This window comes from Paraburkholderia sp. BR13444 (genome assembly GCF_040948755.1).
In the GTDB taxonomy this organism is placed as follows: domain Bacteria; phylum Pseudomonadota; class Gammaproteobacteria; order Burkholderiales; family Burkholderiaceae; genus Paraburkholderia; species Paraburkholderia youngii.
Genome location: NZ_JBFPKM010000004.1, coordinates 44022 through 70886, shown reverse-complemented (window position 1 = coordinate 70886; position 26865 = coordinate 44022). Strand labels below are relative to the sequence as shown.

The window sequence follows — 26865 nt, the reverse complement described above, 5'->3', positions numbered from 1 at the left end:
TGAAGCTCACAGTGGAAAGATCCCGAGCGCGACGCACGCCATCGTCATCACGACCGACGCGCCGAACAGCAGGGGAAACGTGAATCTTTGATGATCGGCCAGCTCGATACCGCACAGGCCGACCACGAGGAACGTCGCGGGCGTGAGCGGGCTGACCGGAAAACCGGTGGTCATTTGTCCGAGCAACGCGGCCTGCCCGACGTGCACTGCGGGCACGCCGAGCTGGCCCGCCACTTCCGCGATCACCGGCAGTACGCCGAAATAAAAGGAATCGGGATCGAACAACATGCTGAGCGGCATCGACAGCAGGCCGAGCACGATCGGAATATGGCTCGCCATCGCCGGCGGCACGAAGCCGACCGCCGCCTGCGCCATCGCCTTCAGCATGCCGCTGCCCTGCATCACGCCGGTGAACACGCCGGCCGCGAGCAAGATGCCGGCCATCATCAGCGCGGCGCGCGCATGCGCGTCGATCCGTTTGCGCTGCATGTCGACGTTCGGATAGTTGACCATCAACGCGACGCACAGGCCCACCATGAACATAACGGCCGGCGGAATCTTCTCGCCCATCACGACCATCGTGCCCAGCACGACGAGCGTCAACACGATGTTGAACCAGAAGTTTTGCGGGCGGCGCAGCGCCTGTTGTTCTGGCGTCAGTTCGCGTTGGGGCATCGGCACGGACCCGCTCGCGGCAGTGAGGCCGAGGCGCTTTTCCTCGCGCCGCCCGAGCCAGTACGCCATCGAGAACACGAATACGAGGCCGATCGCCTGCACCGGAATCAGCGGATTGAATAGCGCCGAGATCGGCAGATGCAGCGACGCAGACGCGCGAATCATCGGCCCCGTCCACGGCAGGAAGTTGATGCCGGCCGCCATCGATACCGCCGCGGCGAGCACGCGCCGGTCCATCTTCAGGCGATCGTAAAGCGGCAGCATCGCGGGAATCGTGACGAGGAAGCAGACGGCGCCGGAGCCGTCGAGGTGGATCAGCAGCGCGAGCAGCGTGGTGCCCATCACGATGCGCGTGGGCCGCGTGCCGACCGCGCGCAGGATACGCTCGATGATCGGGTCGAGCATGCCGGCGTCGGTGATCGTGCCGAAGTACAGGATCGCGAATACGAACATGCAGACGACCGGCGCGAGACTTTTCAGACCATCGACGACGAACTTGCTGGTCTGCAGGCCGAAGCCGCCGAGCAGCGATGCCGCGAGCGGCACGATGATCAGCGCGACGAGCGGCGACATGCGTTTGGACAGGATCGCGCCGAGCAGCACGACGATGGTAGCCAGCCCCAGCAATGGCAGCATGAGCTTGTCTCCAGGTTGTTTTTTAGTGTGATCGAGCGTAAGTTCGCGGCAGCAATAAAACAATTGAAATGAACTAATCGCAGCGATCACAAATCATCATGGATCTGAATCTGCGGGACATCCGGGCGTTTATCGCGGTCGCGCAAACGGGCAGCTTCACGCGCGCGGCCGCGCGGCTGCATCTGTCGCAACCGGCGTTGACGGTGCAGATTCGCCGGCTCGAGGAAACGGTCGGCCTGCGCTTGTTCGATCGCAACAGCCGCAATGTCGCGCTGACGCCGACCGGCCGCGAGCTGCTGCCCGTGCTGCAGAAATCGCTGCACGACATGGAGCACGTGCTGCGCGATGCACGCTCGCTCGGCGAAGGCGCGAGCGGCACGGTGCGCATCGCCTGCCTGCCGACCTTCGCGGCGAGCGTCCTGCCCGAGCTGGTGCAGGCGCTGAGAAAAGCCGTGCCGCGCGTCGGCTTCGAGGTGCGCGATGTCGTCGCGAGCATGGTCAACACGCTGGTGCGCAACGAGGAAGTCGATATCGGGCTGACCGGCGGCGAGCTGAACGACAGCGGGCTCGAGGTGCTGCATGAGGGCATCGACCGGCTCGTCGCAGTGCTGCCGAAGCAGCACGCACTCGCACGGCGGCGCCGGCCCGTCACGCTCGCCGATCTCGCCAACGAGCCGCTCGTGCTGACCGCCCAGGGCACGAGCGTGCGTGCGGTCGTCGACAGCGCGTTCGCCGACGCGCAATGTGAGCCGCGCATCGCCTGCGAGCCGACCTACATGATGAGCGCGGTCGCGATGGCGCGCGCCGGCCTCGGCATCACGATCCTGCCGGCGTCGGCACGTGAGGTACGCGCGGAGCCCGAACTGGTCGCGCGGCCGATCGACGAAGCCGCGTTCACGCGCCGCATCGCGCTGATCAGAAAGCGTGGCCGAACCTTGCCGCCGGTGAGCGAGACCTTCGTCGCGATGCTGATCGAACGGATCGACGCGTCATAGGGCCGCATGGCATCGTTTTGCCCGTCGCGCGCAGCCCCTAATTTTCACGATACGAAACGATGCCGCGCGTCGTAAAAAATTATGGTGCGTGGCACAAACCGGGCATTTCACGATGTCCGGCGGCGTTGCACATCGCAAAATGAAACGCGCAACCCATTGTTTTTACAAAAATATTTTTAAGATAAAGAACGGTTTGACGCCCGCTTGCCAGCCGACTCCCTGACGTAGACTCTTTCACAAGAGCATGCGCTTCACGCAGTCGGATTCGAGGGGCCTCGCGAAATGGCCACCCAAATCCCAGAGATTGCGCAGAAGCCGTTACGAATCGCGGCTTTTTTATTGGTAACTGGGAGACAAAAAATGAAAGGCTTTCGCTTTGGTTCGACGCAGGGAGCGTTCTACATTCTGCCGGGTCAGGACGGCTGGGAAGCCACCTACGGCAACGAAACGCTCGGAGAATTCTCGAGCCCGCAACAGGCCGCCGACGACCTCGCGCGCGGCCTGAGCTGCGAGCATCTGTCCGAGCTCGACACGTCGACACTCGAAATTCCGGAGAAGCTCGCCGATTGGGAAATCGTTCACGTATAAGGACGGATATGACCGACGGCGACGTAGCAGTGAAAGCAGAAACGACAATGGCGCCCGAAGGCGCCATTGTCGTATTTGCGGTCCTGCTTGCGGCTTTGTGCGCGGTTGCGCTGCGCGCTTACCGCGTGGCTTTCCGGGCCCGCGTAGCTGCGGCCACGACGCTTACCGCATCAGCGGCCCGTACGGCGTCAAGCCACCGAATCGACGATCGCGTTCAGCGTCGCGCTCGGGCGCATCGCCTTGCTGGTCAGCTCGACGTTCGGACGGTAGTAGCCGCCGATATCCACCGGCTTGCCCTGCGCCGCGCCGAGTTCCGCGACGATCTTCGCCTCGTTGTCGGCCATCGCCTTCGCGACGCCCGCGAACTGCGCTTGCAGCGCCGCGTCGTCGGTTTGCGCGGCCAGTGCTTCGGCCCAGTACATCGCGAGGTAGAAGTGGCTGCCGCGATTGTCGATGCCGCCGACCTTGCGCGCCGGCGACTTGTCGTTGTCGAGGAACTTGCCGGTCGCCTGATCGAGCGTCTTCGCGAGAACCTGCGCCTTCGGGTTGTGATACGCGGTGCTCAGATGTTCGAGCGATGCGGCCAGCGCCAGGAATTCACCGAGCGAATCCCAGCGCAGGAAGCCTTCCTCGACCAGCTGCTGCACGTGCTTCGGCGCCGAACCGCCCGCGCCGGTTTCGAACATGCCGCCACCGGCCATCAGCGGAACGATCGACAGCATCTTCGCGCTGGTGCCCAGTTCCATGATCGGGAACAGGTCGGTCAGGTAGTCGCGCAGCACGTTGCCGGTGACCGAGATCGTGTCCTTGCCCGCGCGGATGCGCTCGACCGAGAACTTCGTCGCGTCGACCGGCGTCATCACGCGGATGTCGAGACCGTTGGTGTCATGATCCTTCAGGTACTGTTCGACCTTTTTGATGATCTGCGCATCGTGCGCGCGCACCGGGTCGAGCCAGAACACGGCCGGCGTGTTGGTTGCGCGGGCGCGGTTCACCGCGAGCTTGACCCAGTCGCGGATCGGCGCGTCCTTGGTCTGGCACATACGGAAGATGTCGCCTTCCTCGACCGGCTGCTCCAGCAGCACCGCGCCGGCTTCGTCGGTCACGCGGACCACGCCGTTCGCCGGGATCTGGAACGTCTTGTCGTGTGAACCGTATTCCTCTGCGGCTTGCGCCATCAGGCCGACGTTCGGCACCGTGCCCATCGTGACCGGATCGAACGCGCCGTGCTTCTTGCAGTCTTCGATCACAGCCTGGTACACACCGGCGTAGCAACGGTCCGGAATCACCGCCTTCGCGTCGTGCAGCGCGCCGTCGGCGCCCCACATCTTGCCCGACTCGCGGATCATCGCCGGCATCGAGGCGTCGACGATCACGTCGCTCGGCACGTGCAGGCTCGTGATGCCCTTATCCGAGTTGACCATCGCGAGCGGCGGACGCTGTTCGTACTGCGCCTTGATGTCGGCTTCGATCGCCGCTGCCGTTTCAGCCGGCAGATCCTTCAGACGCGCGTACAGGTCGCCGATACCGTTGTTCGGGTTGAAGCCGACCTTGGCGAGCGCCTCTGCGTGCTTCGCGAGCACGTCCTTGTAGAACACCGACACGACGTGGCCGAAGATGATCGGGTCCGAGACCTTCATCATCGTGGCCTTCAGGTGCACCGAGAACAGCACGCCGTTCGCCTTCGCGTCGGCGATCTGCGCTTCGATGAAGCTGCGCAGCGCGTTCTTGCTCAGCACCGACGCGTCGATGATTTCGCCTGCCAGCACCGGCGTCTTCGCCTTCAGGACCGTCGTCGTGCCGTCCGCGGCGGCCAGCTCGATCTTGACGCTACCGGCTTGCGCGATCAGCGCCGACTTCTCGCTGCCGTAGAAATCGCCACCGCTCATGTGCGAGACGTGCGACTTCGAGTCCGCGCTCCACGCGCCCATCTTGTGCGGATGCTTGCGCGCATAGTTCTTGACCGACAGCGGCGCGCGGCGGTCCGAGTTGCCTTCGCGCAGCACCGGGTTCACCGCGCTGCCCTTGATCTTGTCGTAACGGGCCTTGACGTCCTTCTCGGCGTCGGTCGTCGCGACGTCCGGGTACGACGGCAGCTTGTAGCCCTGGTCGCGCAGCTCGGCGATCGCGGCCTTCAGTTGCGGCACCGACGCGCTGATGTTCGGCAGCTTGATGATGTTCGCTTCCGGGCGCGTGGTGAGTCCACCGAGCTCCGCCAGATCGTCGGAAGCCTTCTGTTCCGCGCTCAGGTAGTCGGGAAATGCGGCAATGATCCGGCCGGCGAGCGAGATGTCACGCGTTTCGACGAGCACGTCGGACGAGCGCGTGAACGCCTTGACGATCGGCAGCAGCGAGTACGTCGCCAGTGCGGGCGCTTCGTCGGTCAGGGTGTAGATGATCTTCGGCGGTGTGGACATGATTAATGCTTTGCTAGGAAGTGATAGACAGAGCGTTGGCAGTCGAGGCCAGCCCAAATCGCGGCGCGATGGCGACGGCGCCGGTTCGGCACGACGCAACCCGCGACCTTCGTTTTGCGATACGACCGAGAGTATATGCGCGTTTTCCACTAAATGTGGGTAAACAAACAGGTCGCGAGACCCTACCGAAAAGGGTCGAGCCCCGGCTGGCAAGGGTTTGCGGCCGATTGCCCGGGTCTTAAGACAGATATCTTATAGATGACTTGCGGCATATTATTTTTGGCTAAATGCGAATGGATCGCATTGAGAAGTCGCTAATCTCGCTCGCTTCAGCCGCCGCGAACCATCAGGCCCGCGCTTCGCGCGCCACGACGTTTCCGTGCGGGCTTCGTCGACGGAGGGCGCACGAGTGTCCCCTGCAGAGTGGACAGATCCGCATCTGGTGGTGCGGCAGTCGACGGTTAGACGGGAGAAGTGGGGGAGGCGCGGACGGGAATGCTCGCACGTGAAACATACGAGTCGGATGCTGGCAGCGGAGTGATTGCGTCACTCGCCGCGCGCGGCTTCAGGTCGAATCGTCTTTCCCGTCATTCCAGAATCGTTTGAAGGCGGGCAAGCGCGTCCTCGACCACCTCGGCCGGAGCGCACTCGACTTTGCGTGCGGCGCGTGCCTCCAGGCCCAGAGTGCGCACCATGTTCATCAGCGCGACCCCCGGAGTTTCTGTTCCTGAACCCGAGAGGGTATCTACATTGACTCTACACGCGGAGCCGTAAAATCGCCGGGAAATGGGCATAAAGAAGCAACCAGCCCGCCGCCGCAACGGCGCGCCAGTCGCTCGCAATAACAACCCGCCTTACCCCTCGCGTCCCAGGAACTCAACCACCATCCGGTTGAACTTGTCCGCATGCTCCCACTGCGCCCAATGCCCGCAGCGGCCGAACACATGCAGATCGGCGTTCGGCATCCCGGCGACGAGCCGCAGCCCGACGTCCATCGGCACGAAGCGATCGTCGCGGCCCCAGATCACGAGCGTCGGCGCGGCCACTTCGCCGAGGCGCGGCCCATAGTCGTTGAACTGTTTCGGATTCGCGGCGAGGCTCGCGACGAAGTTCTCGAGGTGGTCGCGCCGTGCCAGCATATTCGCGAGACGCGCCTGCATCAGATCCTCGGTCAACGCCTTCGTGTCGAACACGAAGACGCTCATCATGCGCTGCAGGTTCTCGATGGTCGGGTTGCGGTACAGCCCCTGCAGCAGCTTGATGCCTTCGGTCGGCATCGGCACGAACTGGCTCGGGCCGCCGGTGCCGCCGCCCATCAGCACGAGCTTGCCGACGCGCTGCGGTTCAGCGAGCGCGAACGCGACCGCGCTATGCCCACCCATCGAGTTGCCGATGATATGCGCGCGCTCGATATCGAGCGCATCGAGCAACGCCTTCAGGCAGCGCGCGTTGAGTTCCGCGCGCGAACCCTTGCAGACGATCGGGTCGCTCTTGCCCCACCCGAGGCAGTCCATCAGGATCACGCGATACCCCGCCGCGACGAGCGGCTCGACGTTGCGATTGAAGTTGGCCCAGCCGGTCGCACCCGGTCCCGAGCCGTGCAGCATCACGACCGTGTCCGCGCCCTGCCCCACGTCGTTGTAGTGCAGCTGCACCTCGCGGCCATCTTCAGTGATCCGGACGAATTTGCTGGTCGCTTCTTCACTGATCGCCACTGCTTGCGTGTTGGTATTGCTCATGTCGAATTCCTGTGTTTCACGAGTTGAGTGACTGCGGGCCGCCGCCGACGGCGAACCCGCTCCATATTTCAGGCCGCAAACTACTGCGCGGCCACCGCGGTGTATCGAAGTGTCGAGCGATTCACGACGAGCCACGCGCCGATCGCGGCAACCGCGATCAGCGGAATGCTCGCGCCGAGCAGCACGCTCGCGCCCTGACCGATCGCGAGCAGTTGCCCCGCGATCAACGGTCCGAGGATCGAGCCGAGACGGCCCACCGCCACGGCCGCGCCGACGCCGGTGCCACGCACTTCGGTCGGGTACAGGCTGCTCGCCAGCGCGTAGAGCACCGACTGGCCGCCGACCAGGAACAGCCCCGCGAGCAGACCGCCCCACGCCATCGACGCGCCGCCATGCGCGCTCAGCAACGCGCCAAGCGCAACGACGATGCCGACATACATGCCCGCCACCGTGCGGCGCCGGCCCATCCGGTCCATCATGCCGGCGATCACGATCGCGCCGATGCCGCCGCCGATGTTGAACATCATCTGCACGACACCCGACTGCACGCGCGTCAGACCGCGCGTCAACACGAGCGACGGCAGCCAGTTGATCAGGAAATACAGCACGATCAGCGTGCCGAGGTAGCTGATCCACAACGCGATCGTCGTGCCCGCGCGCCCTTCCTGCCACAGCGCGCGCGTCACGCTAGCGGCTGCATCGGGCCGCGCGCCCGTGGTTGCGCGCGCCGCGACGAACTGCGCCGACTCGCGCATGAACAGCGCAAGCAGCGGCAGCACCAGCAACGGCCCGAACCCGCCGACGTAGAAGATATGCCGCCAGCCCTCATCGCCCGGACTGACGATGCCGACCACCGCCGCAAGCGCCGCGCCGAACGGCATGCCGCAATACATCGCGCCGACCGCCGTGTTGCGCTGGTGCGGCGGCGCCGCTTCCGAGCACAGCGCGATCAGATTCGGCATCGCCGCACCAAGACCGAGGCCGGTCAGAAAGCGCGCGGCGAGCAGGCTGTTCAGATCCCATACCTGCGCGGTCGCGAGCGAGAAGAGGCCGAACAGCGCGACCGACCACATCAGCACGCGCTTGCGCCCGAGCCGGTCGGCGAGACGTCCGCCGATCGCGGCTCCGGGCAGCAGCCCGAATGCGCCGATGCTGAACGCCCAGCCCAGCTGCGCGACCGCGAGATGAAATTCGCGCGCCATGCGCGGTGCAGCGAGGCCGGTCGATTGCAGGTCGACGCCTTCGAGCAGCGCGACGATCAGGCAGAGCCCGATCGTCAGCGCGCCGCTGGCAAGAGGTTTCGTCGACTGCGTTGTTGGGGTTGCTTGTGTTGACTGCCGCATGAATGTCTCCAATGTTGAATCAGCGTCGCTCTTGCGGCGACCTTGCTGGGTGAAATGAACGCTGCGCGCGTGGCATGCGGCGCCGCCGCGCAGCGTCTGGGTCATGAGGCCACTGCGTCGGATCCGCGCTTCAGATCCAGTGCGACATCGACGATCATGTCTTCCTGGCCGCCGACCATGCGGCGCTTGCCCAGCTCGACCAGAATGTCGACGGTCTTCAGACCGTACTTCTTCGCGGCCACTTCCGAATGACGCAGGAAGCTCGAATACACGCCCGCATAGCCGAGCGCCAGCGTTTCGCGGTCCACGCGCACCGGCCGGTCCTGTAGCGGACGCACGATGTCGTCGGCGGCGTCCATCAGCGTGTAGAGGTCGGTGCCGTGATTCCAGCCCATGCGCTCCGCTGCCGCGATGAACACTTCGAGCGGCGCGTTGCCCGCGCCTGCGCCCATGCCCGCGAGCGATGCGTCGATGCGGTCGCAGCCTTCTTCGACCGCGACGATCGAATTCGCCACGCCGAGCGACAGGTTGTGGTGCGCGTGCATGCCCGTCTGCGTTTCGGGTTTCAGCACGGTCTTCACCGCGCGGAAGCGGTCGCGCACATCGTTCATCGTCAGTGCGCCGCCCGAATCGACCACGTAAATGCAGGTCGCGCCGTAGCTCTCCATCTTCTTCGCTTCGATGGCGAGGTTCTCCGGCGTGGTCATGTGGCTCATCATCAGGAAGCCGACGGTGTCCATGCCGAGTTCGCGCGCGTATTCGATGTGCTGCTTCGAGATGTCCGCTTCGGTGCAGTGCGTCGCCACGCGCACCACGCGCGCGCCCGCGTTATACGCAGCCTTCAGGTCGTGAATCGTGCCGATGCCCGGCAGCAGCAGTGTCGCGATCTTCGCGTGCTCGACGACGTCGGCCACCGCTTCGATCCATTCCAGGTCGCTATGCGCGCCGAAGCCGTAGTTGAAGCTCGAACCTTGCAGGCCGTCGCCGTGCGCGACTTCGATGCTGTCCACTTTCGCGCGGTCCAATGCGCGTGCGATGTCCTGCACGTTCTGGATCGAGTACTGGTGACGTATCGCGTGGCTGCCGTCGCGCAGCGTCACGTCGGAGATATACAGTTTCTTGTCCATGCGGGGAGTCTCCTTAAGCCTCTGATGCCTGCACGAGCGCCTGCGCCATGCGCTCGGCGGTCGCGAGCGCGGCCGAAGTCATGATGTCGAGATTGCCCGCGTAGGCGGGAAGGTAGTGCGCGGCGCCTTCGACCTCGATGAAGACCGACGTCTTCAGGCCGCTGAACTTGCCGAGGCCCGGAATGTTGAGCGGCGCGTTCGCAGGGATTACATCGAACTGCACCTTCTGCTTCAGGCGATAGCCGGGCACGTACGCCTGCACCGCGGCGGCCATCTGCTCGATCGAAGCCTCGACCTTGTCGAGGTCGGCCATCTCCGACAGCGTATAGACGGTATCGCGCATCATCACCGGCGGCTCGGCCGGATTGAGCACGATGATCGCCTTGCCTTTCGCCGCGCCGCCGACCGCTTCGATCGCCTTCGACGTGGTCTCGGTGAATTCATCGATATTCGCGCGCGTGCCGGGACCGGCCGACTTGCTGCTGATCGACGCGACGATCTCCGCGTAATGCACCTTCGCCACGCGCGACACGGCCGCGACCATCGGAATGGTCGCCTGTCCGCCGCAGGTCACCATGTTCACGTTGGGCGCGCCGATATGCGCGTCGAGATTGACGACCGGCACGCAGTACGGGCCGATCGCGGCCGGCGTCAGATCGACCACGCGAATCGAAGGCTTCAGCTTTCGCAACAGCGCATCGTTCTTCACGTGCGCGCCGGCCGAGGTCGCGTCGAACACGAAGTCGATGTCATTGAACACGGGCAGACGCGTCAGACCTTCGACGCCTTCATGCGTGGTCGCGACGCCAAGCCGCGCGGCGCGCGCGAGGCCGTCCGAGTTCGGATCGATGCCGACCATCGCCGCCATCTCCAGATGCCGGCTGTTGCGCAGGATCTTGATCATCAGATCCGTGCCGATGTTGCCCGAGCCGATGATCGCGGCCTTGAGTTTTTCGCTTGCCATATGAGTTCCCAATCGAGTGCTTGCGAGTGCTTGCTTTATGCGGAAAAGGTCGCGCGGACGCTGCCGAGACCGTCGATCTGCGCGCTGAAGGTGCCCGGCTGCCTGACCGCGACCATCGGGCCCAAAGCGCCCGTCATCAGCACGTCGCCGGCACGCAGCGGCGTGCCGAGCCGGACCATCCGATCCGCGAGCCACGCTGCGGCATTCAGCGGATTGCCGAGACACGCGGCACCATTGCCGCGCGACAGGACTTCGGCATCGTTCGACAGCGTCATCGCGCAGGCCGCGAGATCGACATCGCGCAGCAGCACCGGGCGGCTGCCGAGCACGAAGCGCGCGCTCGACGCGTTGTCCGCGACCGTATCGACGAAGCGGATGTTCCAGCCTTCGATGCGACTGTCCACCACTTCGATCGCCGCGACCGCATACGCGGTTGCGCGCATCAGATCGGCATACGTGTGGCGCTCGTGCAGCAGATCGTGCTCGAGCACGAGCGCGATCTCCGCCTCGACCTTCGGCTGGATCAGCTCGCCGAGCGGAATCGGCTGGCTGTCGCCATACGCCATCGATGCAAACAGCGCGCCGAAGTCAGGTTGATCGACACCGAGTTGACGCTGCACGGCCGGCGACGTGAGTCCGATCTTGCGGCCGACGATGCGCTCGCCCGCCGCGACGCGCGCAGCCACGTTGGCCTGCTGCACCGCGTACGCGAGCTGCTCGGCGTCGGCCGGGTTCGGCAGTTCGACGAAACGCGCGTCGTCGCGCAGCGGCGCGATGGTCACGCGCGTACGTTCCGATTCGCGCAGGCGCAGGGCCAACGCGTCGATGTTGCTTTGAGTGTTCATAGCGGATTCCAGATTCGGTTAAACGTGGGCAGTCACGGGTCGCGCGTGCATCGCGCCGAAGCCCGCGATCCATTCGGGGATCGGACGGTAGTAATCGAGCGACGCGCGATACGGGCCGCTCGCGTGCAGCGCGCCGAACGCGGCGATCCACGTGCGGATTTCGTGCGCGGACTTGCCGCCATCGCGCGTGATTGCGTTGTTGGTCAGGCCGTCGAGCGCGGTGAGCTCGCCGTCTTCGAGCAGCTTCAGGAACGCGCGATCCCATTCGGGATTGAGCGGATGCAGATGGCTGTCGCCCGCGGTGAACGCGCGCGCCGCCGCAATCGTGCGTGCCTGCCGCGCCGCGCGCGACTCGGCCGACGGATTGCGGCCCGCGATCAGACGCTCGGCGACTTCCTCGCTCGCGCCCGCGAGTTCCGGCACCGGCGGCTCATGCGAGATGCCGCCCGAGCCGATCACGAGCACGCGCTGATTCGAGCGTGCGAGCGCGCGGCCCAACGCATCGCCGAGCAGACGCGCGCGGCGGCATGAAGCCATCGGCGCGGCCACCGAATTGATGAACACCGGCACGACCGGATATCGATCGAGTCCGCCGGTCAGAATCTCCAGCGCTTGCGCGCAACCGTGATCGACCTGCATGCGGTAGGAGACCGCGACGTCGACGTCGCTCGCGAGCACCGCTTCGGCCAGTTCGAGCGCCGTATCGGCGGGCACGTTCAGCGGACCGGCGAGGCTCTTGAAGTCGCCGATCGCGCTCGCCGATGCGCCGATGCAGAACGGCGGCATCACGTCATAGAAGAAACCGTTGTAATGATCGGGCGCGAACACGACGACCAGTTGGGGATCGAACTCGACGACGCGCGCACGCGCCGCCGCATGCACACGCTCGACTTCGGCGACGACTTCGGGCGCGGGATCGTAATAGCCGTGCAACGGCGTGTGCGATAGGCATTCGAGCAGCATCGGCATATCAGGCTCCGGCGGTTGCAGCGGTTGCGAGAGTGGCAACGGCGTCGCGCGCGAACGCTGCATCGTTGCCGGCATTCGCCGCATCCGCACGCGTTGCCGCGTCGAGTTGCAGCTTCCGCGCGAGATCGACGACCAGTTGCGACACCTGCTGCGGCGAGCCCATGCCCGCGACGAAACGATCCGGACGCAACAGCACGACCGACTCCGGCACTCGCGTGAACCAGTCCTTCAGCCGCGTGTTCACATCGCCGATCGCGATCACGTCTTCTGGCACGTCGTCATGAAAAGACAGTTGCGTATCCGGCTTCGCGACCACGAAGCAGCCGCCGAGCCGCTGCCAGATCGCGCGCGCTTCCTCCGACAAACCGAAGGTCGGTTCCGCGCCCCAGCCGACGATCGCGAAGCGGTTGCCGAGCACATCGTCGAGTCGCACGATCTCGCCGCTCGCCGTACGCACGCGCGGCTGAATGAACATGCGGCCGACCGGCGAATGACAATGCGGGTCGCGTCCATACACGAGACGGCCCAGCCGCGACTCGCGCTTCTCGCTCATCAGACCGAGCAGGCGGCCCGGCGCGGAATGGCCCGAGCGTTCGAGCACGCGCGCGAGCCAGCCACGCTTGCGCGGCGTGTGCGCGAGCAACACGACGCCGCTTTCATAGCGCGGCATCGGCTTGAAACGCATTTCGACGAAGTAGCGCTTGACCGCCGGAAACCAGTTGAACGTACGCACGAACGCGTCGCGGAACTTGATGCCGAAGCGGCTCGTCGGCGCGAAAATGTCGCCCGCCACTTCGGAGAGGTGGATCATCGAGCGCGCATGCGAACGGCGCTCGGCGGTATAGGTATCGAGCAGCGCATCGCCGGCGACTCCCTTGACCACCATCGCGAGTTTCCAGCCGAGGTTGCTAGCGTCGCGAATGCCGCTGTTGTAGCCCTGGCCCTGCCATACCGGCATGATGTGCGCGGCGTCGCCGGCGAGCAGCACGCGGTTCACGCGAAAGCTGCTCGCAAGGCGCGCGTTGTGCGTATAGACGCGCTTGCGGATGTAGTCGACCTTGTCCGGCTCGGCGACGACCTTGCGGATCAGCGCGGCCATGTTCTCCGGCTTCGACAGCTCTTCCTCGGTCTCACCGGGCATCACCATGAATTCGAAGCGGCGAATGCCGTGCGGCAGCGCGGCCGACACATACGGGCGTCGTGGATCGCAGTGCATGTACACGTGCGGCGAACCGATCGGGTCGTTGCGCACATCGACGACGATCCACTGATTCGGTTTCGTGCGGCCCTCGAACGGCACGTCGAGCGTGCGGCGCACGAAGCTGTTGCCGCCGTCCGCGCCGACCATGTACGACGCGCGGATCGTGCGGCGGCCGCTCTGCGCGTGTTCCGCTTCGATCGTGACGCCGCTGCCGTCCTGCGTGAACGAGTTGACGGTGTGGCCGAACAGCACCTCGACGTGCGGGAAGCGTTGCAGGCCGTCGTACAGCACGCGATCGGCCAGCGGCTGAATGAACGCGTTGCGGCGCGACCAGCCGAATTCGTCGGTGCGCGGTTCGATCGATGCGAAGCAGTGACCGTTGCGGGTGACGAAGCGCATCCAGTGATCGGGAGTCGTGTGCGGCAGCAACGCATCCGCGAGGCCGACGGACTGGAACACGCGCAGTGCTTCGTCATCGAGGCCAATTGCGCGCGGATAATCGATGATCTTCTCGAGCTTTTCGATCAGCACGACGCGTACGCCCTGCAGGCCGAGATAGTTGGCGATCATCAAACCGACCGGGCCGGCGCCGATGATCGCGACGTCGGTGGTGACGGTTCCGCTGTGGCCTTGCGCGGCCACCGGGTCGAGCGGTTGGGGCATGTTGTCTCCGTATGTCGACCGGATTGACCGGGTCGAGCTATTCACGGAGCGCGGCGGCGGGAACCAGCGCTGGCCACGGCGAAAATCGCCTGCGGGCAACCGCTCGCGTCTCCATGAAATCGTTGATTTGTTGGCAGTCTAGGACCGGCCACCTGCACGCTCAACAAAATCTGGAAAATGTGCATAGAATGCACATAGCTGATTTAATTGAGGTTTTTAAGTGACCAAATACACGAATGTGCGAGGTCTGTCGCGCGGCTTGCAGGTGCTGCAAGCACTCAACTCGATGGACAGCGGCCGCGCGACGAGCCAGCAGATCAGCGAGCTGACCGGCCTGCATCGCACCACCGCGCGGCGGCTTCTGGAGACGTTGATGGAAGAAGGCTTCGTGCGGCGCAGCGCGTCGGACGACAGCTTCCGGCTCACGCTGAAAGTGCGCGCGCTGAGCGAAGGCTTCACGGACGACGAACGCATCGCGACCATCGCGCCGCCGGTCATGGGGCGTCTGCTGCAACGTGTTGCGTGGCCGTCCGATCTGACCACGCCCGACGGCGACGCGATGATCATCCGCGAGACCACGCACCGCTTCAGTACGCTGTCGTTTCATCGCGCGATGGTCGGCCGCCGATTGCCGATGCTGCTGACCGCGGCGGGCCGCGCGTACTTCGCGATGTGCCCCGATGAAGAGCGCGAGGACATTCTCGATCTGCTGCGCGCGGGCGCGGGCGGCGAGGAGCAGAAGGCGCTCGCGTCGAACGACGCGTTGATCCACAGTCTCGTGAGACGCGTGCGCGCGGATGGGTTCGGTTCGAATCACGGCGACTGGGCGGACCAGGGGAAGATCGGCGCGGTCGCCGTCGCGATCGTGTTCGAGGAACGGGTGCTCGCGAGCTTGAACGTGGTGTTTCTGTCGCGCGCGGTGTCGCTTGCGGAAGCGAAGCGGCGCTATGTGCCCGAGTTGCAGACGGCTGCGCGTGAGATGGTCGTGGAACTCGCGGCGCAGAGCAGCGCGAAGAGCGGAGCGGGTAAAACGCGCACGGGGCGCGAGCGCAACTCGTGAGGCCGCTTTCGAAACCTTATCAAAATCATCCGCCTGGCACCTCGGAACCGCGTGCAAACGCGCTCCTATCGTGCGGTCATCTCAGGCAGACGCAAATGCCTCGTGCGGTTCTTCTTCGCGCAAGATATAGCCGAGTCCGCGCAAGGTCATGATCTTCGCGGTCGATGCCGCGAGATGCTTGCGCAGCCGGTGAATATAGATATCGATCGCGTCGGCGCTCGGCTCTTCGTCGAGCGTGAAGATCTTGTCCATCAGCGTGGCTTTGGAGACGGTCTTGCCCTGCTTCAGTATCAGCGCTTCGAGGATCGCGTGTTCGCGGCGGCGCAACGACAGGCGTTGGTCCTGCAGCACGAATTCGCGGGAATCGAACAGATAACGCAGATTGCCGCATTCGGTCGACTGCCCTCTGTCTCCCGCGGCCTGACGGCGAATCAGCGCCTTGATGCGCGCCACCAGTTCGCGCGCATCGAAGGGCTTGACCACATAGTCGTCCGCACCGGCCGAAAAGCAGGCCACCTTGTCGTCGGTCGAGCCATTCGCGGTCAGCATCAGCACCGGCACGTTGTCGCGCTTGCGGCGCAACCTCGCGAGCACCTCCTTGCCGCTGATGCCAGGCAGGCGCAGATCGAGCAGCACCGCGTCATAGCATTGCAGACCGAGCAGCGTCTCCGCGCATTCGCCGTTTTGCGCCCAGTCGATCGCGAATTGCTCGACTTGCATCAGGTTCATCACCCAGCGCGCGAGGTCCGCGTCGTCTTCTACGAGCAGCAGTTTCATCGTTGTCCTCTCATTGGTGAGTCGCGCGACGTCAGGTTGCGCCGAGCCATAAGCGCATCTCGACCGTCGCAACGAGGCCCGCGCCGCCTGCGTTCGATTCGAGCGTCACGCTGCCGCCCTGGCGATGCGCAATCTCGCGCACGATCGGCAAGCCGAGACCAGTCCCTTCCGCATGAGTCGACGCGCGATAGAAGCGCTCGAACACTCGCTCGCGCGCATCGGCCTTGATGCCGGGCCCGTTGTCGATCACACGCACGATCGCCATGCCCTCGCGCCGCTGCGTCTGCACCGTGACGCGCCCGCCCGCCTGCGTATAGCGCAACGCGTTGTCGACCAGATTGGTCACGAGGGCCGCGGTCAATGCTTCGTCACCGGTCACGTACAGGCCGTCTTCCAGCTCCGCGCCCAGATCGATCTCTCGCGACTGCGCAAACGCGATCAGCTCCTCGAGCACGCCCGCGATCAACGCGCTCAGATCGATCCGCTCCGGCACGTTCAGCGGCGCGGCCGACTCGGCCTGCGCGAGCAGCAACAGCTTGTTGGTCAGCGTGGTCAGCTTGCGGCTGCTCTTGTGCATGCCCGCGAGCGCTTCGTCGAGCGGGGCGTCGCGGCTATCGCGTTGCCGCGCGAACTGGATCTGCGCGGCCAGCAGCGCGAGCGGCGTGCGCAACTGATGCGCTGCATCGGAGATGAATTGACGCTGCGTCGCGGCCTGCTGGCCCATTCGCGCGATGCACTGGTTAATCGCCTCGACGATCGGCCTCAGCTCGACGTGCAGACGCGCGACGCGAATCGGTTCGAGTTGCGACGCATTGCGATCGGCAACGTCGTCCTTCACCCTCATCAGCGGCAGCAGTTCGAAGGTCAGGCCGAGGTAGACGAACACCATCGCCAGCACCAGCGTCAGAACTTCGCCGGACAATTGCGGCCGCAGCAGACGCCACACCATCGCGTCGCGCGAGCCCTCCGTCTTCGCGACCGCGACGATCACTTCCTCGGTGTGACCCGAGTCGTAAAGCTGCCGCGCGTAGGCGACCGCGCGCGCCGCGCGGCCGTCGGCGAAATGGGTGGAATAAAGCGTTGGCTTGTCGCTCACATGCGGCGGCAGCGGCAACTCGGGGATGCCCGCGAGCAAACGATGGCCGCTTGCCTCGACGCGATAGAAAACCGTGTCGTGTTCCGGCGACTCGAAGAGTTCCAGCGCGGCCGGCGGAATCTGGATCGACACCGAACCGTTGTCCCAGTCGACATCCTCGCCGATGATCCGCATCGACGACAGCAGCGCATTGTCCTGCACCAGGTCCGCGGTGTTCTGCGCGAACCGGTATGAAATGACGACTGAAATGGAGACGAATGCCGCCAGCGGCAACAGCAGCCACCACAACAAGCGTCCGCGCAAACTGCCTGAAAACACGATGTGCCGATCCTCTTGTGCTCGATGCGACCCACGCGGTCAGCCCGCTTTCAAGGCTTCACGTCGGAGACGAACTGGTTGGTGAAGGTGCGCGACAGATCGATATACCGCCCCTTCACCGCCGGATTGAAACTCGACAGTACCTTCAGCACCGTCCGCGGACCGTCGGCGGGCATCTTGCCGTCGACGGTGTACATCGGCAGCGAAGCCTGCAACGCGCTGATATACAGTGCCTTGTCGTTGCCGATGTCTTCTTTTGGCATCCGCGCGGCGATCTGTTCCGCGCTGTGGGTATGCATATAGCGCAGTGTCCTCACGAATGCGCGCGCGAGTTTCGCGGCTTCGTCGGGATGCGCGTCGAGCCACGTGCTTTGCACGTAGAGGCTCGACGCCGGATACATGCCGCCGAGCGCGGCGCGCGTGCCGTCGACGTTGCGCATATCGACGAGTACTTTGGCGTCGCCCGCCCTCAATAGCTGAGTGACGGTCGGCTCGGTCGTCATACCCGCGTGAATGCGTCCTTCCCGGATCGCCGCGATGAAACTGCTGTCCGCGCCGACCGGCAGCAGCGTGTATTGCGTGGACGGCACGCCCGCGCGCTGTGCGAGGTATTGCGTCAGAAAACTCGTCGAGGAACCGAGCCCGGTCACGCCGAGCGTCTTGCCGCGCACGTCGGCCATGCTGCGGATCGAAGCGGCCGACTTCGCCGCGACCAGTTGCACTTCGCCCGGCACCTGGCTGAACACGACGATCGTCTTCACTTCCTTGCCGCGTGTCTGCAGATCGATCGTGTGATCGTAAAAGCCGACCACGCCCTGCACCGCGCCGGCGAGCATTTCATTCTCGCCCTCTATTCCAGTCGGCTGCGACAGCAGTTCGACGTCGAGCCCTTCCGCCTTGAAATAGCCGAGCTGTTCGGCAAGACGCGCCGGCAGATAGATGAGCTTGTTGGTGCCGCCCACCATGATCGCGAGTTTCTCCGGCTCGGCCGCTTGCGCAGGTGTCGCCACCCTCGCGAGCGCGCACCATGCGAGCGACGCCGCCACGACGGCATAGGCCGCGCGCGAAAAACGCGTCGGGGAAAGCTTCATTTGCGGGTGTCTCCGTTATCTTGCTCTGGGCGCCGCGCGGGTCGCCTGCCCGTGATTCTGAAGGGCCGAACCCTTCCCGATGCTTTCAGTGCTGTATTTGTTGCGCGAACCTCGGGTTTGTCCCGATCACTTCGGCGTCGCGCGCGGAAACGTCACCGCGATATCCACGCCCTTGCCGCCCTCGCCCGCCTTCAGCACGATCTCGCCGTGATGCGCGTCCGCGATTTCGCGCACGATCGCCAGACCGAGGCCCGTGCCTTCCGTATCCGTCGACGCGCGAAAGAACGGCTCGAATACGCGGCTGCGCGCCTCGGCCGGAATGCCGGGGCCGTTGTCGGTCACGCTGACCGTCACCGTATTGGCCTCGGTATCCGCGCTCACGGCGACCGTCACGTGGCCACCGCTGCCCGTATAGCGAATCGCGTTCTCGGCGAGATTCGCGATCAGCGCCTGCAACATGCCGCGATGTCCGAGCACCGGCGCCGCGCCGTGCAATTCCGCGCCCAGATCGATTTCACGCGCCTGCGCGAGCAGCCCGAGATCTTCGACGACTTCCATTGCGAGGGGTACCAGATCGACGCGTTCCATCGCGAGTTGCGAGTTGTCGGCGGCCTCGGCCTGCGCGAGCAGCAGCAGCTTGTTGGTGAGACCGACCATCGAACGATTGCTTCGATGCATCGCGGCAAGCGCTTCGTCGAGCGCGGGATTCAGGCCTTCCTGCTGCCGCGCGAACTGCAGTTGCGTGCCGAGCAGCGTGAGCGGCGTGCGCAACTGATGCGCGGCATCCGCGATGAAGCGCCGCTGCGCCGCCACCTGCACGCCGAGCCGCGCGATGCACTGATTGATCGCATCGACGATAGGCCGCAGTTCCGAATGCAGACGCTCGACGCGGATCGGTTCGAGCTGCATCGGATCGCGGTCGGCTACCTCGTCTTTCACCTTCATCAACGGGCGCAACTCGAACGTGAGCCCGATGCAAACGAGTGCGACCGCCAGCGCGATCATTTCGAGTTGGCGCACGAGTTGCGGCCGCCACAGTTGTTGAGTCATCGCGTCGCGCGAGCGCACGGTCTTGCCGACCGTCACGCGCACGGGGCGCGTCGCGCCGTTGTCGTACATGAACCGCACGATGTCGACCGCGCGCACCTGCTGGCCGTGCAACTCGGTGTAGTACGAATCCGGCACGTCGGGCGCGCGCAGCGGACGCGGCGGGAAATCAGGCGTACCCGCGAGCAGCCGCCCATCGTCGACACGCACGCTGTAGAACACCTGGTCGCGATATGGCGACGCGAAAATCTCGAGGGCGGCGGGCGGCACATCGACACGCAGAAAACCGTCGCTCCATTCGACCTCGCCCGCGATCATCCGCGCCGACGCGACCAGCTGGTTGTCCTGCACCAGATTCGCGGTGTGCCGCGCGTTGTCGTACTCGGTCTTGCCGGTCACGAACACATAGAGCGCGAGCGGCACGAGCAGCCACCACAGCAGACGGATGCGCAGGCTATTGGACATCGTTACTGGTCGTCTTCGCGCTTGCGCAGCAGATAGCCGAGCCCGCGCAGCGTGACGATAGCGGCCGAGCTGCCATCGAGCTTCTTGCGCAAACGCGAAATGTAGATCTCGACCGCGTCTTCGCTCGGCTCGTCCGCGAGCGTGAAGATCGCATCGACCAGCGCGGGCTTCGTCACCGTCTTGCCGAGGCGCAGGATCAGCGCTTCGAGCACCGAACGCTCGCGCGGCGTCACGTTCAGCGGCGCGCCTTTCAGCGTGAACTGGCGTGTGTCGATGTCGAACGACAGGTCGCCGCACACCACCTCGCTCGCTTTGGACGGCGACTGCCGCCGGATCGCCACCTTGATGCGCGCGATCAGCTCACGCACTTCGAACGGCTTCACCAGGTAGTCGTCGGCGCCGGCGCCGAGCAGTTCCACCTTCTCGTCGATCGAGCCGCTCGCGGTCAGGATCAGCACCGGCGTCGCGTCGCCGCGCTGACGCAGCCGGCGCAGCACGTTCTTGCCCGACAGCTTCGGCAGGTTCAGGTCGAGCAGGATCACGTCGTAGTGATTGGTGCGCAGCAGGCGGTCGGCTTCGTCGCCGTCCTGCACGGCGTCGAGCGCGAAGGCTTCCTGCTCCAGCATCTTCGCGAGCCAGTGCGCAAGCGTGGGGTTGTCTTCGATCAGCAGCAGCTTCATGGCGGGTACGGCAAAAGTCAGGTCGTCGATTGTGCCTTAAAACAAGGGGGCTGCGCGCGTGCAGTGTGGTTTACAGCATACGGCCTGTGGCTGCCGCGAGCGCAGCGGCGATTCGCGCGAAATTTCGACGCGTCGTCGGCGCATCGTCGGCGCATCGTCGGCGCATCGTCGGCGCATCGTCGGCGCATCGTCGGCGCATCGTCGGGTTAACACCCATGTTTTGCGCCAAACCCCGAAAGCTGGCAGAAGGTTTCGCGTTTCTATAATCGCTGCCATTCACCCACAAAGCGCCGCGCCTCGATCGCGGCGACCCACCTAAGGAGACTGCTTCATGCGTACCTTGCGCCAGATTGCCGTTGTGTCAGGAGTTGCTTTCGCCCTTGCCGCCGCTTCGGCCGCCGCTCACGCCGAGAAGATCACGATCATGGTCGGCGGCGCCACCAAGATCATCTATCTGCCGGCCAAGCTCACCGAGCAGCTCGGCTACTTCAAGGACGAAGGCCTCGACGTCGAAATCCTGTCGCAGCCGGCCGGTGTCGATGCGGAGAACGAACTGCTCGCGGGCGCGGTGCAAGGGGTTGTCGGCTTCTACGATCACACGATCGACCTGCAGAGCAAGGGCAAGGAAGTGCAGGCGCTCGTCGTCTTCGGCCAGGTGCCGGGCGAAGTCGAAATGGTCTCGACGAAGGCGGCCGATTCGCTGAAGAGCATGGCCGACGTCAAAGGCAAGACGCTCGGCGTGACCGGCCTCGGTTCGTCGACGAGCTTCCTCACGCAGTACCTCGCGCAGCGCGCCGGTGTGGCGTCGACGCAATACACGATGTTGCCGGTCGGCGCGGACAACAGCTTCATCGCCGCCATCAAGCAAAGCCGCATCGACGCCGGCATGACCACGGAGCCGACCGTCTCGCAACTGCTGAAGACCGGCGACGCGAAGGTGCTGGTCGATATGCGCACCGTGGAAGGCACGCGCGCCGCGCTCGGCGGCACCTACCCCGCGTCGAGCTTCTACGTGCAGCGCGCGTGGGCCGAATCGCACAAGGACGACGCGGCGAAGCTGTCGCACGCGTTCGCGAAGACGCTGAACTTCATCGCGACGCATAGCGCCGAGGACATCGCCGCGCAGATGCCGAAGGACTACTACGGCAACAACAAGGACCTGTACGTGGGCGCGCTGAAGGCGTCGCTGCCGATGTTCACGAAGGACGGCAAGATGCCCGCCGACGGCCCGGACACGGTGCTGAAGGTGCTGTCCGCATTCAATCCGTCGGTGAAGGGCAAGCATATCGACCTCGCCAAGACCTACACCAACGACTTCCTGTCGGCGCCGGTCAAGACCGCGTCGAAGTAACGCTTCTTTCATATTCACAGAACTGCGAGGCACCCGCCGATGAATCAACCTATGTCACGCGAGACGCCAGCGATCGAAATGCGCAACGTGTCGTGCCGTTTCATTTCCCCGGACGGCAAGGCCACGATCGCGCTGCGCGACTTCAGCATGTCGGTGGCACGCGGCGAATTCGTCGCGGTGGTCGGCCCGACCGGCTGCGGCAAGTCCACCACGCTCAGCATGATCACCGGCTTGCTGAAGCCGACCACCGGCGAAGTGCGCGTGATGGGCGCGCCGGTGGACGGCATCGATCCGCGCATCGGCTTCGTGTTCCAGGCCGATGCGGTGTTTCCGTGGCGCTCGGTGCTCGACAATGTCGCGGCGGGTCCGCTCTATCGCGGCCGTTCGAAATCGGCCGCCTACGACGAAGCGAACGAATGGCTGCGCCGCGTGGGCCTCGACAAGTTCGGCAAGCACTATCCGCATCAACTGTCCGGCGGCATGCGCAAGCGCGTCGCGCTTGCGCAGACCTTCATCAACAAGCCGGAAATCCTGCTGATGGACGAGCCGTTCTCGGCGCTCGACATGCAGACGCGCACGTTGATGCAGGACGAGCTGCTGCAATTGTGGGGCGGCGTCGGCTCGGTCGTGTTCGTCACGCACGACCTCGAGGAAGCGATTGCGCTCGCCGACCGCGTGTTCGTGCTGACCGCGCGCCCCGCCACGCTGAAGAAAGTCTACGAAATCGATCTGCCGCGACCGCGTGTCACGTCGGAGATCCGCTACGACTCACGTTTCATCGAAATTTCGCGCGATATCTGGCATGACCTGCGCGAAGAAGTGCAGATCGGTTAATCAAGGAACGGCAAACATGTCTACACCCTCTCAACAGATGATGCCCTCGGGCATCGACGCCGCGTCGCTCGCTCACGTCGAGCGTATCGCGCAGAAGAAGATCCGCCAGCGCCAGGTTCTGGTGATTTCGCTGCGCATTCTGGTGCTCGTGGTCGTGCTCGGCGGCTGGGAACTGTCCGCGCGCCTGAAGTGGATCGACCCGTTCTTCTTCTCGATGCCGAGCGCGATCTTCGAACAGATCGTCGACTGGTTCGTGAACGGCACGTCGCAAGGTCCGTTGCTCACGCAGGTGTGGGTCACGCTCGAAGAGACAGGCCTCGGCTTCATCATCGGTTCGGTCGCGGGCATCGTCTGCGGCATCGTGCTCGGCCGCAACAAGCTGCTCTCCGACGTGTTCAGCCTCTACATCAAGATCGCCAACTCGATTCCGCGCGTCGTGCTCGGCTCGGTGTTCGTGATCGCGCTCGGGCTCGGCATGGCATCGAAAGTCGCGCTCGCGGTCGTGATGGTGTTCTTCGTGGTGTTCGCCAACGCGTTCCAGGGCGTGCGCGAAGCGGACCGCTACATGATCGCGAATGCGCAGATCCTCGGCGCGTCGCGCCGCCAGGTGACGACCTCGGTCGTGATTCCGTCGGCACTGAGCTGGATTCTCGCGAGCCTGCACGTGAGCTTCGGCTTCGCGCTGGTCGGCGCGGTGGTCGGCGAATTTCTCGGCTCGAAGCAGGGTATCGGTTTGCTGATCTCCACCGCGCAGGGCGCGTTCAATGCGAGCGGCGTGTTCGCGGCGATGATCGTGCTGGCGGTGGTCGCGCTTGCCGCCGACTACCTGTTGACCGCGGTGGAGCATCGATTGTTGAAGTGGCGGCCGAGTTCGGTTTAAGCCGCCGCAGCGCAAGTCCTCAAACAGTAGTTCGCTTCACCGATGCCGCTCAGTCTGCCGGACTGAGCGGCATTTTTATTTGCCAGCCCGCATTCTGTCTTCCGCCGGCGAACTGTTTTTCCCGATACGTTGGCCGGCCCGCAACACTTCCTGCTTTCAATCCCCTCACCGCAAGCCAAAAGCGGCCTGCTAGCCCGTCCCGTGCGGCATGGCACGTTCGATGCATACCCACCGCGCAAGTCGGGCGGTCGCCAACATCGGTCGCCGATTGAAGCGAGGTGGGTCATGTCGAGTGCACAGGGTCAACGTCGGTCGATGAACGGGTTCAGCGGTGCGGTCATACGCGCCAACGCCGCGAATCGCCGCCATCGTCATCATTCCAGCGGATTCGTGCTGTTCGGCTTGCATACCGCCAGTGTGATCGGCCGCGGGCCGAAGCGGCTCTGGCCATATGTGTTGCCGTGGCTGGTCATCTTGCTGACGATCGGTTCGATCTGCCTCGTCGCGCGCGGCGTGCTCACGCGTCAATTGCTGGTGCCGCCGGTGGAGACGCCGCAAGCGTTGACCGAGCGCGGCTATACGTCGAACTTTGTCGCCGAGCGGATCATGTCGGCGATGAAGGAGATCGGGCGAGACGCCGAATCGATTCCGCACGACACGATGACCAGCAACGACGCGCAGCAGGACATCCAGATCCCGGGTCAGGAGATGTCGTATGCGACGACGGTGCGCTTCATCAAAGGCCTGCTCCAGCGCGAAGATGTCGCCGTGCACGTCGGCATCACGAAGACGAACAACAGCGCGGATTCGTATGTCGCGCATGTGCAGATAGAACACGGCCCGTTCAACGGCCGCGAAAGCGCGGTGCCGTTCGAAGGGCGCGACCTCGAAAAGTTCGTGCACGACATCGCAACCACGGCGATGCGCCTCGCCGAACCCAACATCCTCGCCAGTCATCTGTTCACCCAGGTGCAGAAGACCAAATGTTCGCTCGCGCAATGCGACTATCGCGAGATCGTCGGGATCTACGACGAAGTCCTCGCGCTGCCCTCGTCCGAACAGGCCCAATGGGCGGTCGCGGGCAAGGCGTGGTTGCTCGACAGTCAGCAGCGCTCGAAAGAAGCCGAGCAGCAGATCCGCGAAGCATTGACCCAGTACAAAGACTCGGCCGTGCTGCGCGCGAGTCTCGGCATCGCGCTCGAACAGCAGAACCGCATCGACGATGCGCTCGAGGAACTGCGGACCGGCGCGAACGAAACGTCGCGCACCGCTGAAAACCTGCGACTGCTCGGCGATGTGCTGTTGCATACGAACCGGCACGACCGCGAAGCGCTCGACGCATTCAGGCGGGCCGCCGAGATGAACCCGGAATCCGTCGACACGCTGCACGACTGGGCCGAGGCGCTCGTCAAGACCGGCCACTACGACGAAGCAATCGAAAAGCTCTCGCGCGCCGTCGCGTTGCGGCCCGATCTCGCGCCGTCGTATGCGGAATGGGGCCGCGCGCTGGAACACAAAGGCGCTCTGCGCGAGGCCGCGCGCAAGTACGCACAGGCATTGCAGCTCGACGCCGCCACGCTGTCGGCGCGCGAACGCGAGCTGGCGCTCTCGACGGACGCATCGCCCGACGAGGCCGGCACCCGGACATCGAGGCCCGACCCGCGCGTCAAGCCCGTTTCGAATCCGATGACGTCGTACCCGCTGCGGGCCTCGCTCGACACGGTACGCGACGCCGTAGGACAGGCGATGCGAGCGGCCTGAGCCGCGCGCATCGCCATTTGAGTTGGCAACACAGCCGAACAGGAGACAGTTCGATGGACAGTTTCGAAAATGCATTCAAAGCCTTGATCGGAAACGAAGGCGGGTACAGCTTCAATCCGGCCGATCCGGGCGGCGAAACGATGTGGGGTGTGACGGCGCGCGTCGCGCGCAGCGAGGGCTATAACGGCGCGATGAAAGACCTGCCGCTCGAAACCGCCCATCAGATCGCCAAGCGCAGGTACTGGGACCCGTTGCATCTCGACGAACTCGATCCGCGCGTGGCCTTTCAGATTTTCGATGCGAACTACAACGGCGGCCTCGTCGTGCTGTGGATGCAGAAAGCGTCCGGCGCGAAGGAAGACGGCAAGTTCGGCCCCGACACGCTCGATGCGGTCAAGAACGCCGACCCGATGAAGTTCGTGATGCGCTTCGCCGCGTATCGTCTGCGGTACCTGCGCAATCTGCATTCGTGGCCGAGTTTCAGCCGCGGCTGGACCGAACGGATGGCAGCCAATCTTCTCCTGGGAGCAGCATGATGGACTGGTCTAAAGTAGCGACGAACATCAGCAGCACCGCCCCGCTTCTCGCCGGGCTCGTGGGTGGTCCGGTCGGCCTCGGCGTGACCGCCGCCGCCGCGATCATCTCGCACGCGCTCGGCACGCCGAGCGACCCTGCCTTCGTGGAACCCGCGTTGAACGACCCCGGCGCACTCGAAAAACTTCGCCAGGCCGAGAGCGCTAACTCGCTGCAATTGCAGCAGTTGACGGTGACGGCCGCGCAGTCGAGCCTCGCGCACGACGCCGACATGGCCCGCATCGCCACGAGCGATACCGCGAATGCACGCGCGATGGGTGTCGCCAATCGCGACTGGGTCCCGAAGGTGCTCGCGATGGCCGTCACCACCGGCTTCTTCGGCATTCTGCTGCTGATGGCGTTTCAGCCTCTGCCGGGCACCAACAAGGATCTCGTCAACGTGATCGTCGGCGCGTTGGGAACCGCGTGGATCAGCATCATCGGCTATTACTTCGGCACGTCGGTCGGCTCGATGCGCAAGACCGAGCTGCTCGCGAAGCCGAGTGTACCGATCACGGCCGATAGCGCGTTGACGTTGCGCGAACCGGCGTCGCAGCCGGGAGCGCATGCACCGGCGGCGGTCGCGCCGTCCGGCGACCCCTTCCCGTCGTTCGCGCCGGGCGGGCAAGGTCCGATCTTCTCTGGCGGCAGTTGAGTCCATGCCAGGTTGAGCGAATCATGCACGCGACGAGATACGCCGAGCGTCGCGTGCAGGTCCGTTTCAATGCAGAGCTCTTTCGCCAGCACGCGTTTTGCGCTAAGTTGGCAAG

Annotated in this window: 24 protein-coding genes; 9 read left to right on the top strand and 15 right to left on the bottom strand. The window is 64.6% G+C overall.

The window, feature by feature from the left end; translation table 11 throughout:
- Window positions 1-6 precede the first annotated feature (6 nt).
- On the bottom strand, window positions 7-1311 hold the full coding sequence (locus AB3X95_RS12880; RefSeq protein ID WP_368621523.1) for a CitMHS family transporter: 1305 nt from the start codon (window positions 1309-1311) through the stop codon (window positions 7-9).
- Window positions 1312-1409: 98 nt separating this feature from the next.
- On the opposite strand from AB3X95_RS12880, the gene AB3X95_RS12875 reads away from it, so the two are divergent.
- Complete coding sequence (locus tag AB3X95_RS12875) at window positions 1410-2306, top strand: LysR family transcriptional regulator (protein ID WP_176126375.1); 897 nt, start codon at window positions 1410-1412, stop codon at window positions 2304-2306.
- A gap of 360 nt (window positions 2307-2666) precedes the next feature.
- Entirely contained in the window at window positions 2667-2894 is a 228-nt protein-coding gene (locus AB3X95_RS12870) for a hypothetical protein (RefSeq protein WP_013092475.1), read from the top strand.
- Window positions 2895-3082: 188 nt separating this feature from the next.
- On the opposite strand, the gene AB3X95_RS12865 is transcribed toward AB3X95_RS12870, so the two are convergent.
- From AB3X95_RS12865 to AB3X95_RS12825, 9 genes are all read right to left on the bottom strand, one after another.
- Window positions 3083-5311, bottom strand: coding sequence for an NADP-dependent isocitrate dehydrogenase (locus tag AB3X95_RS12865; RefSeq protein ID WP_176366273.1), 2229 nt, complete (start codon window positions 5309-5311; stop codon window positions 3083-3085).
- A 587-nt stretch (window positions 5312-5898) separates the two neighbouring features.
- Window positions 5899-6105 carry a hypothetical protein gene (locus tag AB3X95_RS12860; RefSeq protein WP_368621522.1) on the bottom strand — a complete coding sequence of 69 codons (207 nt, stop codon included), beginning with the start codon at window positions 6103-6105 and terminating at the stop codon, window positions 5899-5901.
- Window positions 6106-6165: 60 nt separating this feature from the next.
- Entirely contained in the window at window positions 6166-7050 is an 885-nt protein-coding gene (locus AB3X95_RS12855) for an alpha/beta fold hydrolase (protein ID WP_184225248.1), read from the bottom strand.
- 80 nt (window positions 7051-7130) lie between these two features.
- Window positions 7131-8393: a 3-(3-hydroxy-phenyl)propionate transporter MhpT gene (gene mhpT, locus AB3X95_RS12850; protein WP_368621521.1), complete on the bottom strand. Its 1263-nt coding sequence runs from the start codon at window positions 8391-8393 to the stop codon at window positions 7131-7133.
- Window positions 8394-8494: 101 nt separating this feature from the next.
- Window positions 8495-9520 carry a 4-hydroxy-2-oxovalerate aldolase gene (gene dmpG, locus AB3X95_RS12845; protein ID WP_368621520.1) on the bottom strand — a complete coding sequence of 342 codons (1026 nt, stop codon included), beginning with the start codon at window positions 9518-9520 and terminating at the stop codon, window positions 8495-8497.
- Between the two features lie 13 nt (window positions 9521-9533).
- Window positions 9534-10484 (bottom strand): acetaldehyde dehydrogenase (acetylating), encoded by a 951-nt coding sequence (locus AB3X95_RS12840; protein WP_368621519.1) that lies wholly within the window; start codon window positions 10482-10484, stop codon window positions 9534-9536.
- Window positions 10485-10519: 35 nt separating this feature from the next.
- The gene (locus tag AB3X95_RS12835; RefSeq protein ID WP_184225252.1) at window positions 10520-11329 is read right to left on the bottom strand and encodes a 2-keto-4-pentenoate hydratase; all 810 of its coding nucleotides are present in this window, start codon (window positions 11327-11329) and stop codon (window positions 10520-10522) included.
- A gap of 18 nt (window positions 11330-11347) precedes the next feature.
- Complete coding sequence (locus AB3X95_RS12830; protein ID WP_176125839.1) at window positions 11348-12298, bottom strand: 3-carboxyethylcatechol 2,3-dioxygenase; 951 nt, start codon at window positions 12296-12298, stop codon at window positions 11348-11350.
- 1 nt (window position 12299) lies between these two features.
- Window positions 12300-14162: a bifunctional 3-(3-hydroxy-phenyl)propionate/3-hydroxycinnamic acid hydroxylase gene (locus AB3X95_RS12825; RefSeq protein ID WP_368621518.1), complete on the bottom strand. Its 1863-nt coding sequence runs from the start codon at window positions 14160-14162 to the stop codon at window positions 12300-12302.
- 220 nt (window positions 14163-14382) lie between these two features.
- Between AB3X95_RS12825 and AB3X95_RS12820 the strand changes: the two genes are divergently transcribed.
- Window positions 14383-15222, top strand: a complete 840-nt coding sequence (locus AB3X95_RS12820) for a DNA-binding transcriptional regulator (RefSeq protein ID WP_184225255.1) — start codon at window positions 14383-14385, stop codon at window positions 15220-15222.
- Between the two features lie 81 nt (window positions 15223-15303).
- On the opposite strand, the gene AB3X95_RS12815 is transcribed toward AB3X95_RS12820, so the two are convergent.
- The 5 genes from AB3X95_RS12815 to AB3X95_RS12795 form a co-directional block, all read right to left on the bottom strand.
- Entirely contained in the window at window positions 15304-15999 is a 696-nt protein-coding gene (locus AB3X95_RS12815; RefSeq protein WP_176125842.1) for a response regulator transcription factor, read from the bottom strand.
- A 31-nt stretch (window positions 16000-16030) separates the two neighbouring features.
- The gene (locus AB3X95_RS12810) at window positions 16031-17413 is read right to left on the bottom strand and encodes a sensor histidine kinase (protein WP_368621517.1); all 1383 of its coding nucleotides are present in this window, start codon (window positions 17411-17413) and stop codon (window positions 16031-16033) included.
- Window positions 17414-17463: 50 nt separating this feature from the next.
- A complete protein-coding gene (locus AB3X95_RS12805) occupies window positions 17464-18504 on the bottom strand; it encodes an ABC transporter substrate-binding protein (RefSeq protein ID WP_368621516.1) in 1041 nt (346 codons plus the stop codon).
- Window positions 18505-18630: 126 nt separating this feature from the next.
- Window positions 18631-20016 (bottom strand): sensor histidine kinase, encoded by a 1386-nt coding sequence (locus tag AB3X95_RS12800; protein ID WP_176125845.1) that lies wholly within the window; start codon window positions 20014-20016, stop codon window positions 18631-18633.
- Between the two features lie 2 nt (window positions 20017-20018).
- Window positions 20019-20696, bottom strand: coding sequence for a response regulator (locus AB3X95_RS12795; RefSeq protein WP_013092490.1), 678 nt, complete (start codon window positions 20694-20696; stop codon window positions 20019-20021).
- A gap of 331 nt (window positions 20697-21027) precedes the next feature.
- On the opposite strand from AB3X95_RS12795, the gene AB3X95_RS12790 reads away from it, so the two are divergent.
- From AB3X95_RS12790 to AB3X95_RS12765, 6 genes are all read left to right on the top strand, one after another.
- Window positions 21028-22047, top strand: a complete 1020-nt coding sequence (locus AB3X95_RS12790) for an ABC transporter substrate-binding protein (protein ID WP_176106783.1) — start codon at window positions 21028-21030, stop codon at window positions 22045-22047.
- Window positions 22048-22086: 39 nt separating this feature from the next.
- Complete coding sequence (locus AB3X95_RS12785) at window positions 22087-22881, top strand: ABC transporter ATP-binding protein (protein WP_026228638.1); 795 nt, start codon at window positions 22087-22089, stop codon at window positions 22879-22881.
- A 16-nt stretch (window positions 22882-22897) separates the two neighbouring features.
- Window positions 22898-23761 carry an ABC transporter permease gene (locus tag AB3X95_RS12780; protein WP_176106784.1) on the top strand — a complete coding sequence of 288 codons (864 nt, stop codon included), beginning with the start codon at window positions 22898-22900 and terminating at the stop codon, window positions 23759-23761.
- A 285-nt stretch (window positions 23762-24046) separates the two neighbouring features.
- Complete coding sequence (locus tag AB3X95_RS12775; RefSeq protein ID WP_368621515.1) at window positions 24047-25522, top strand: tetratricopeptide repeat protein; 1476 nt, start codon at window positions 24047-24049, stop codon at window positions 25520-25522.
- A gap of 53 nt (window positions 25523-25575) precedes the next feature.
- Complete coding sequence (locus tag AB3X95_RS12770) at window positions 25576-26058, top strand: glycoside hydrolase family 108 protein (RefSeq protein WP_368621514.1); 483 nt, start codon at window positions 25576-25578, stop codon at window positions 26056-26058.
- Complete coding sequence (locus tag AB3X95_RS12765) at window positions 26058-26750, top strand: hypothetical protein (protein WP_176366281.1); 693 nt, start codon at window positions 26058-26060, stop codon at window positions 26748-26750. Before AB3X95_RS12770 ends, AB3X95_RS12765 begins: the two co-directional genes overlap by 1 nt.
- Window positions 26751-26865 lie beyond the last annotated feature (115 nt).

Coding starts and splice junctions, on each gene's coding strand:
- AB3X95_RS12765 (WP_176366281.1), top strand. CDS start 26,058: ATGGACTGGTCTAAAGTAGCGACGAACATCAGCAGCACCGCCCCGCTT.
- AB3X95_RS12795 (WP_013092490.1), bottom strand. CDS start 20,696: ATGAAGCTGCTGCTGATCGAAGACAACCCCACGCTTGCGCACTGGCTC.
- AB3X95_RS12835 (WP_184225252.1), bottom strand. CDS start 11,329: ATGAACACTCAAAGCAACATCGACGCGTTGGCCCTGCGCCTGCGCGAA.
- AB3X95_RS12800 (WP_176125845.1), bottom strand. CDS start 20,016: ATGTCCAATAGCCTGCGCATCCGTCTGCTGTGGTGGCTGCTCGTGCCG.
- AB3X95_RS12875 (WP_176126375.1), top strand. CDS start 1,410: ATGGATCTGAATCTGCGGGACATCCGGGCGTTTATCGCGGTCGCGCAA.
- AB3X95_RS12805 (WP_368621516.1), bottom strand. CDS start 18,504: ATGAAGCTTTCCCCGACGCGTTTTTCGCGCGCGGCCTATGCCGTCGTG.
- AB3X95_RS12860 (WP_368621522.1), bottom strand. CDS start 6,105: ATGCCCATTTCCCGGCGATTTTACGGCTCCGCGTGTAGAGTCAATGTA.
- AB3X95_RS12780 (WP_176106784.1), top strand. CDS start 22,898: ATGTCTACACCCTCTCAACAGATGATGCCCTCGGGCATCGACGCCGCG.
- AB3X95_RS12830 (WP_176125839.1), bottom strand. CDS start 12,298: ATGCCGATGCTGCTCGAATGCCTATCGCACACGCCGTTGCACGGCTAT.
- AB3X95_RS12825 (WP_368621518.1), bottom strand. CDS start 14,162: ATGCCCCAACCGCTCGACCCGGTGGCCGCGCAAGGCCACAGCGGAACC.
- AB3X95_RS12770 (WP_368621514.1), top strand. CDS start 25,576: ATGGACAGTTTCGAAAATGCATTCAAAGCCTTGATCGGAAACGAAGGC.
- AB3X95_RS12790 (WP_176106783.1), top strand. CDS start 21,028: ATGCGTACCTTGCGCCAGATTGCCGTTGTGTCAGGAGTTGCTTTCGCC.
- mhpT (WP_368621521.1), bottom strand. CDS start 8,393: ATGCGGCAGTCAACACAAGCAACCCCAACAACGCAGTCGACGAAACCT.
- AB3X95_RS12855 (WP_184225248.1), bottom strand. CDS start 7,050: ATGAGCAATACCAACACGCAAGCAGTGGCGATCAGTGAAGAAGCGACC.
- AB3X95_RS12840 (WP_368621519.1), bottom strand. CDS start 10,484: ATGGCAAGCGAAAAACTCAAGGCCGCGATCATCGGCTCGGGCAACATC.
- AB3X95_RS12775 (WP_368621515.1), top strand. CDS start 24,047: ATGTCGAGTGCACAGGGTCAACGTCGGTCGATGAACGGGTTCAGCGGT.
- AB3X95_RS12785 (WP_026228638.1), top strand. CDS start 22,087: ATGAATCAACCTATGTCACGCGAGACGCCAGCGATCGAAATGCGCAAC.
- AB3X95_RS12870 (WP_013092475.1), top strand. CDS start 2,667: ATGAAAGGCTTTCGCTTTGGTTCGACGCAGGGAGCGTTCTACATTCTG.
- AB3X95_RS12865 (WP_176366273.1), bottom strand. CDS start 5,311: ATGTCCACACCGCCGAAGATCATCTACACCCTGACCGACGAAGCGCCC.
- AB3X95_RS12815 (WP_176125842.1), bottom strand. CDS start 15,999: ATGAAACTGCTGCTCGTAGAAGACGACGCGGACCTCGCGCGCTGGGTG.
- AB3X95_RS12880 (WP_368621523.1), bottom strand. CDS start 1,311: ATGCTGCCATTGCTGGGGCTGGCTACCATCGTCGTGCTGCTCGGCGCG.
- dmpG (WP_368621520.1), bottom strand. CDS start 9,520: ATGGACAAGAAACTGTATATCTCCGACGTGACGCTGCGCGACGGCAGC.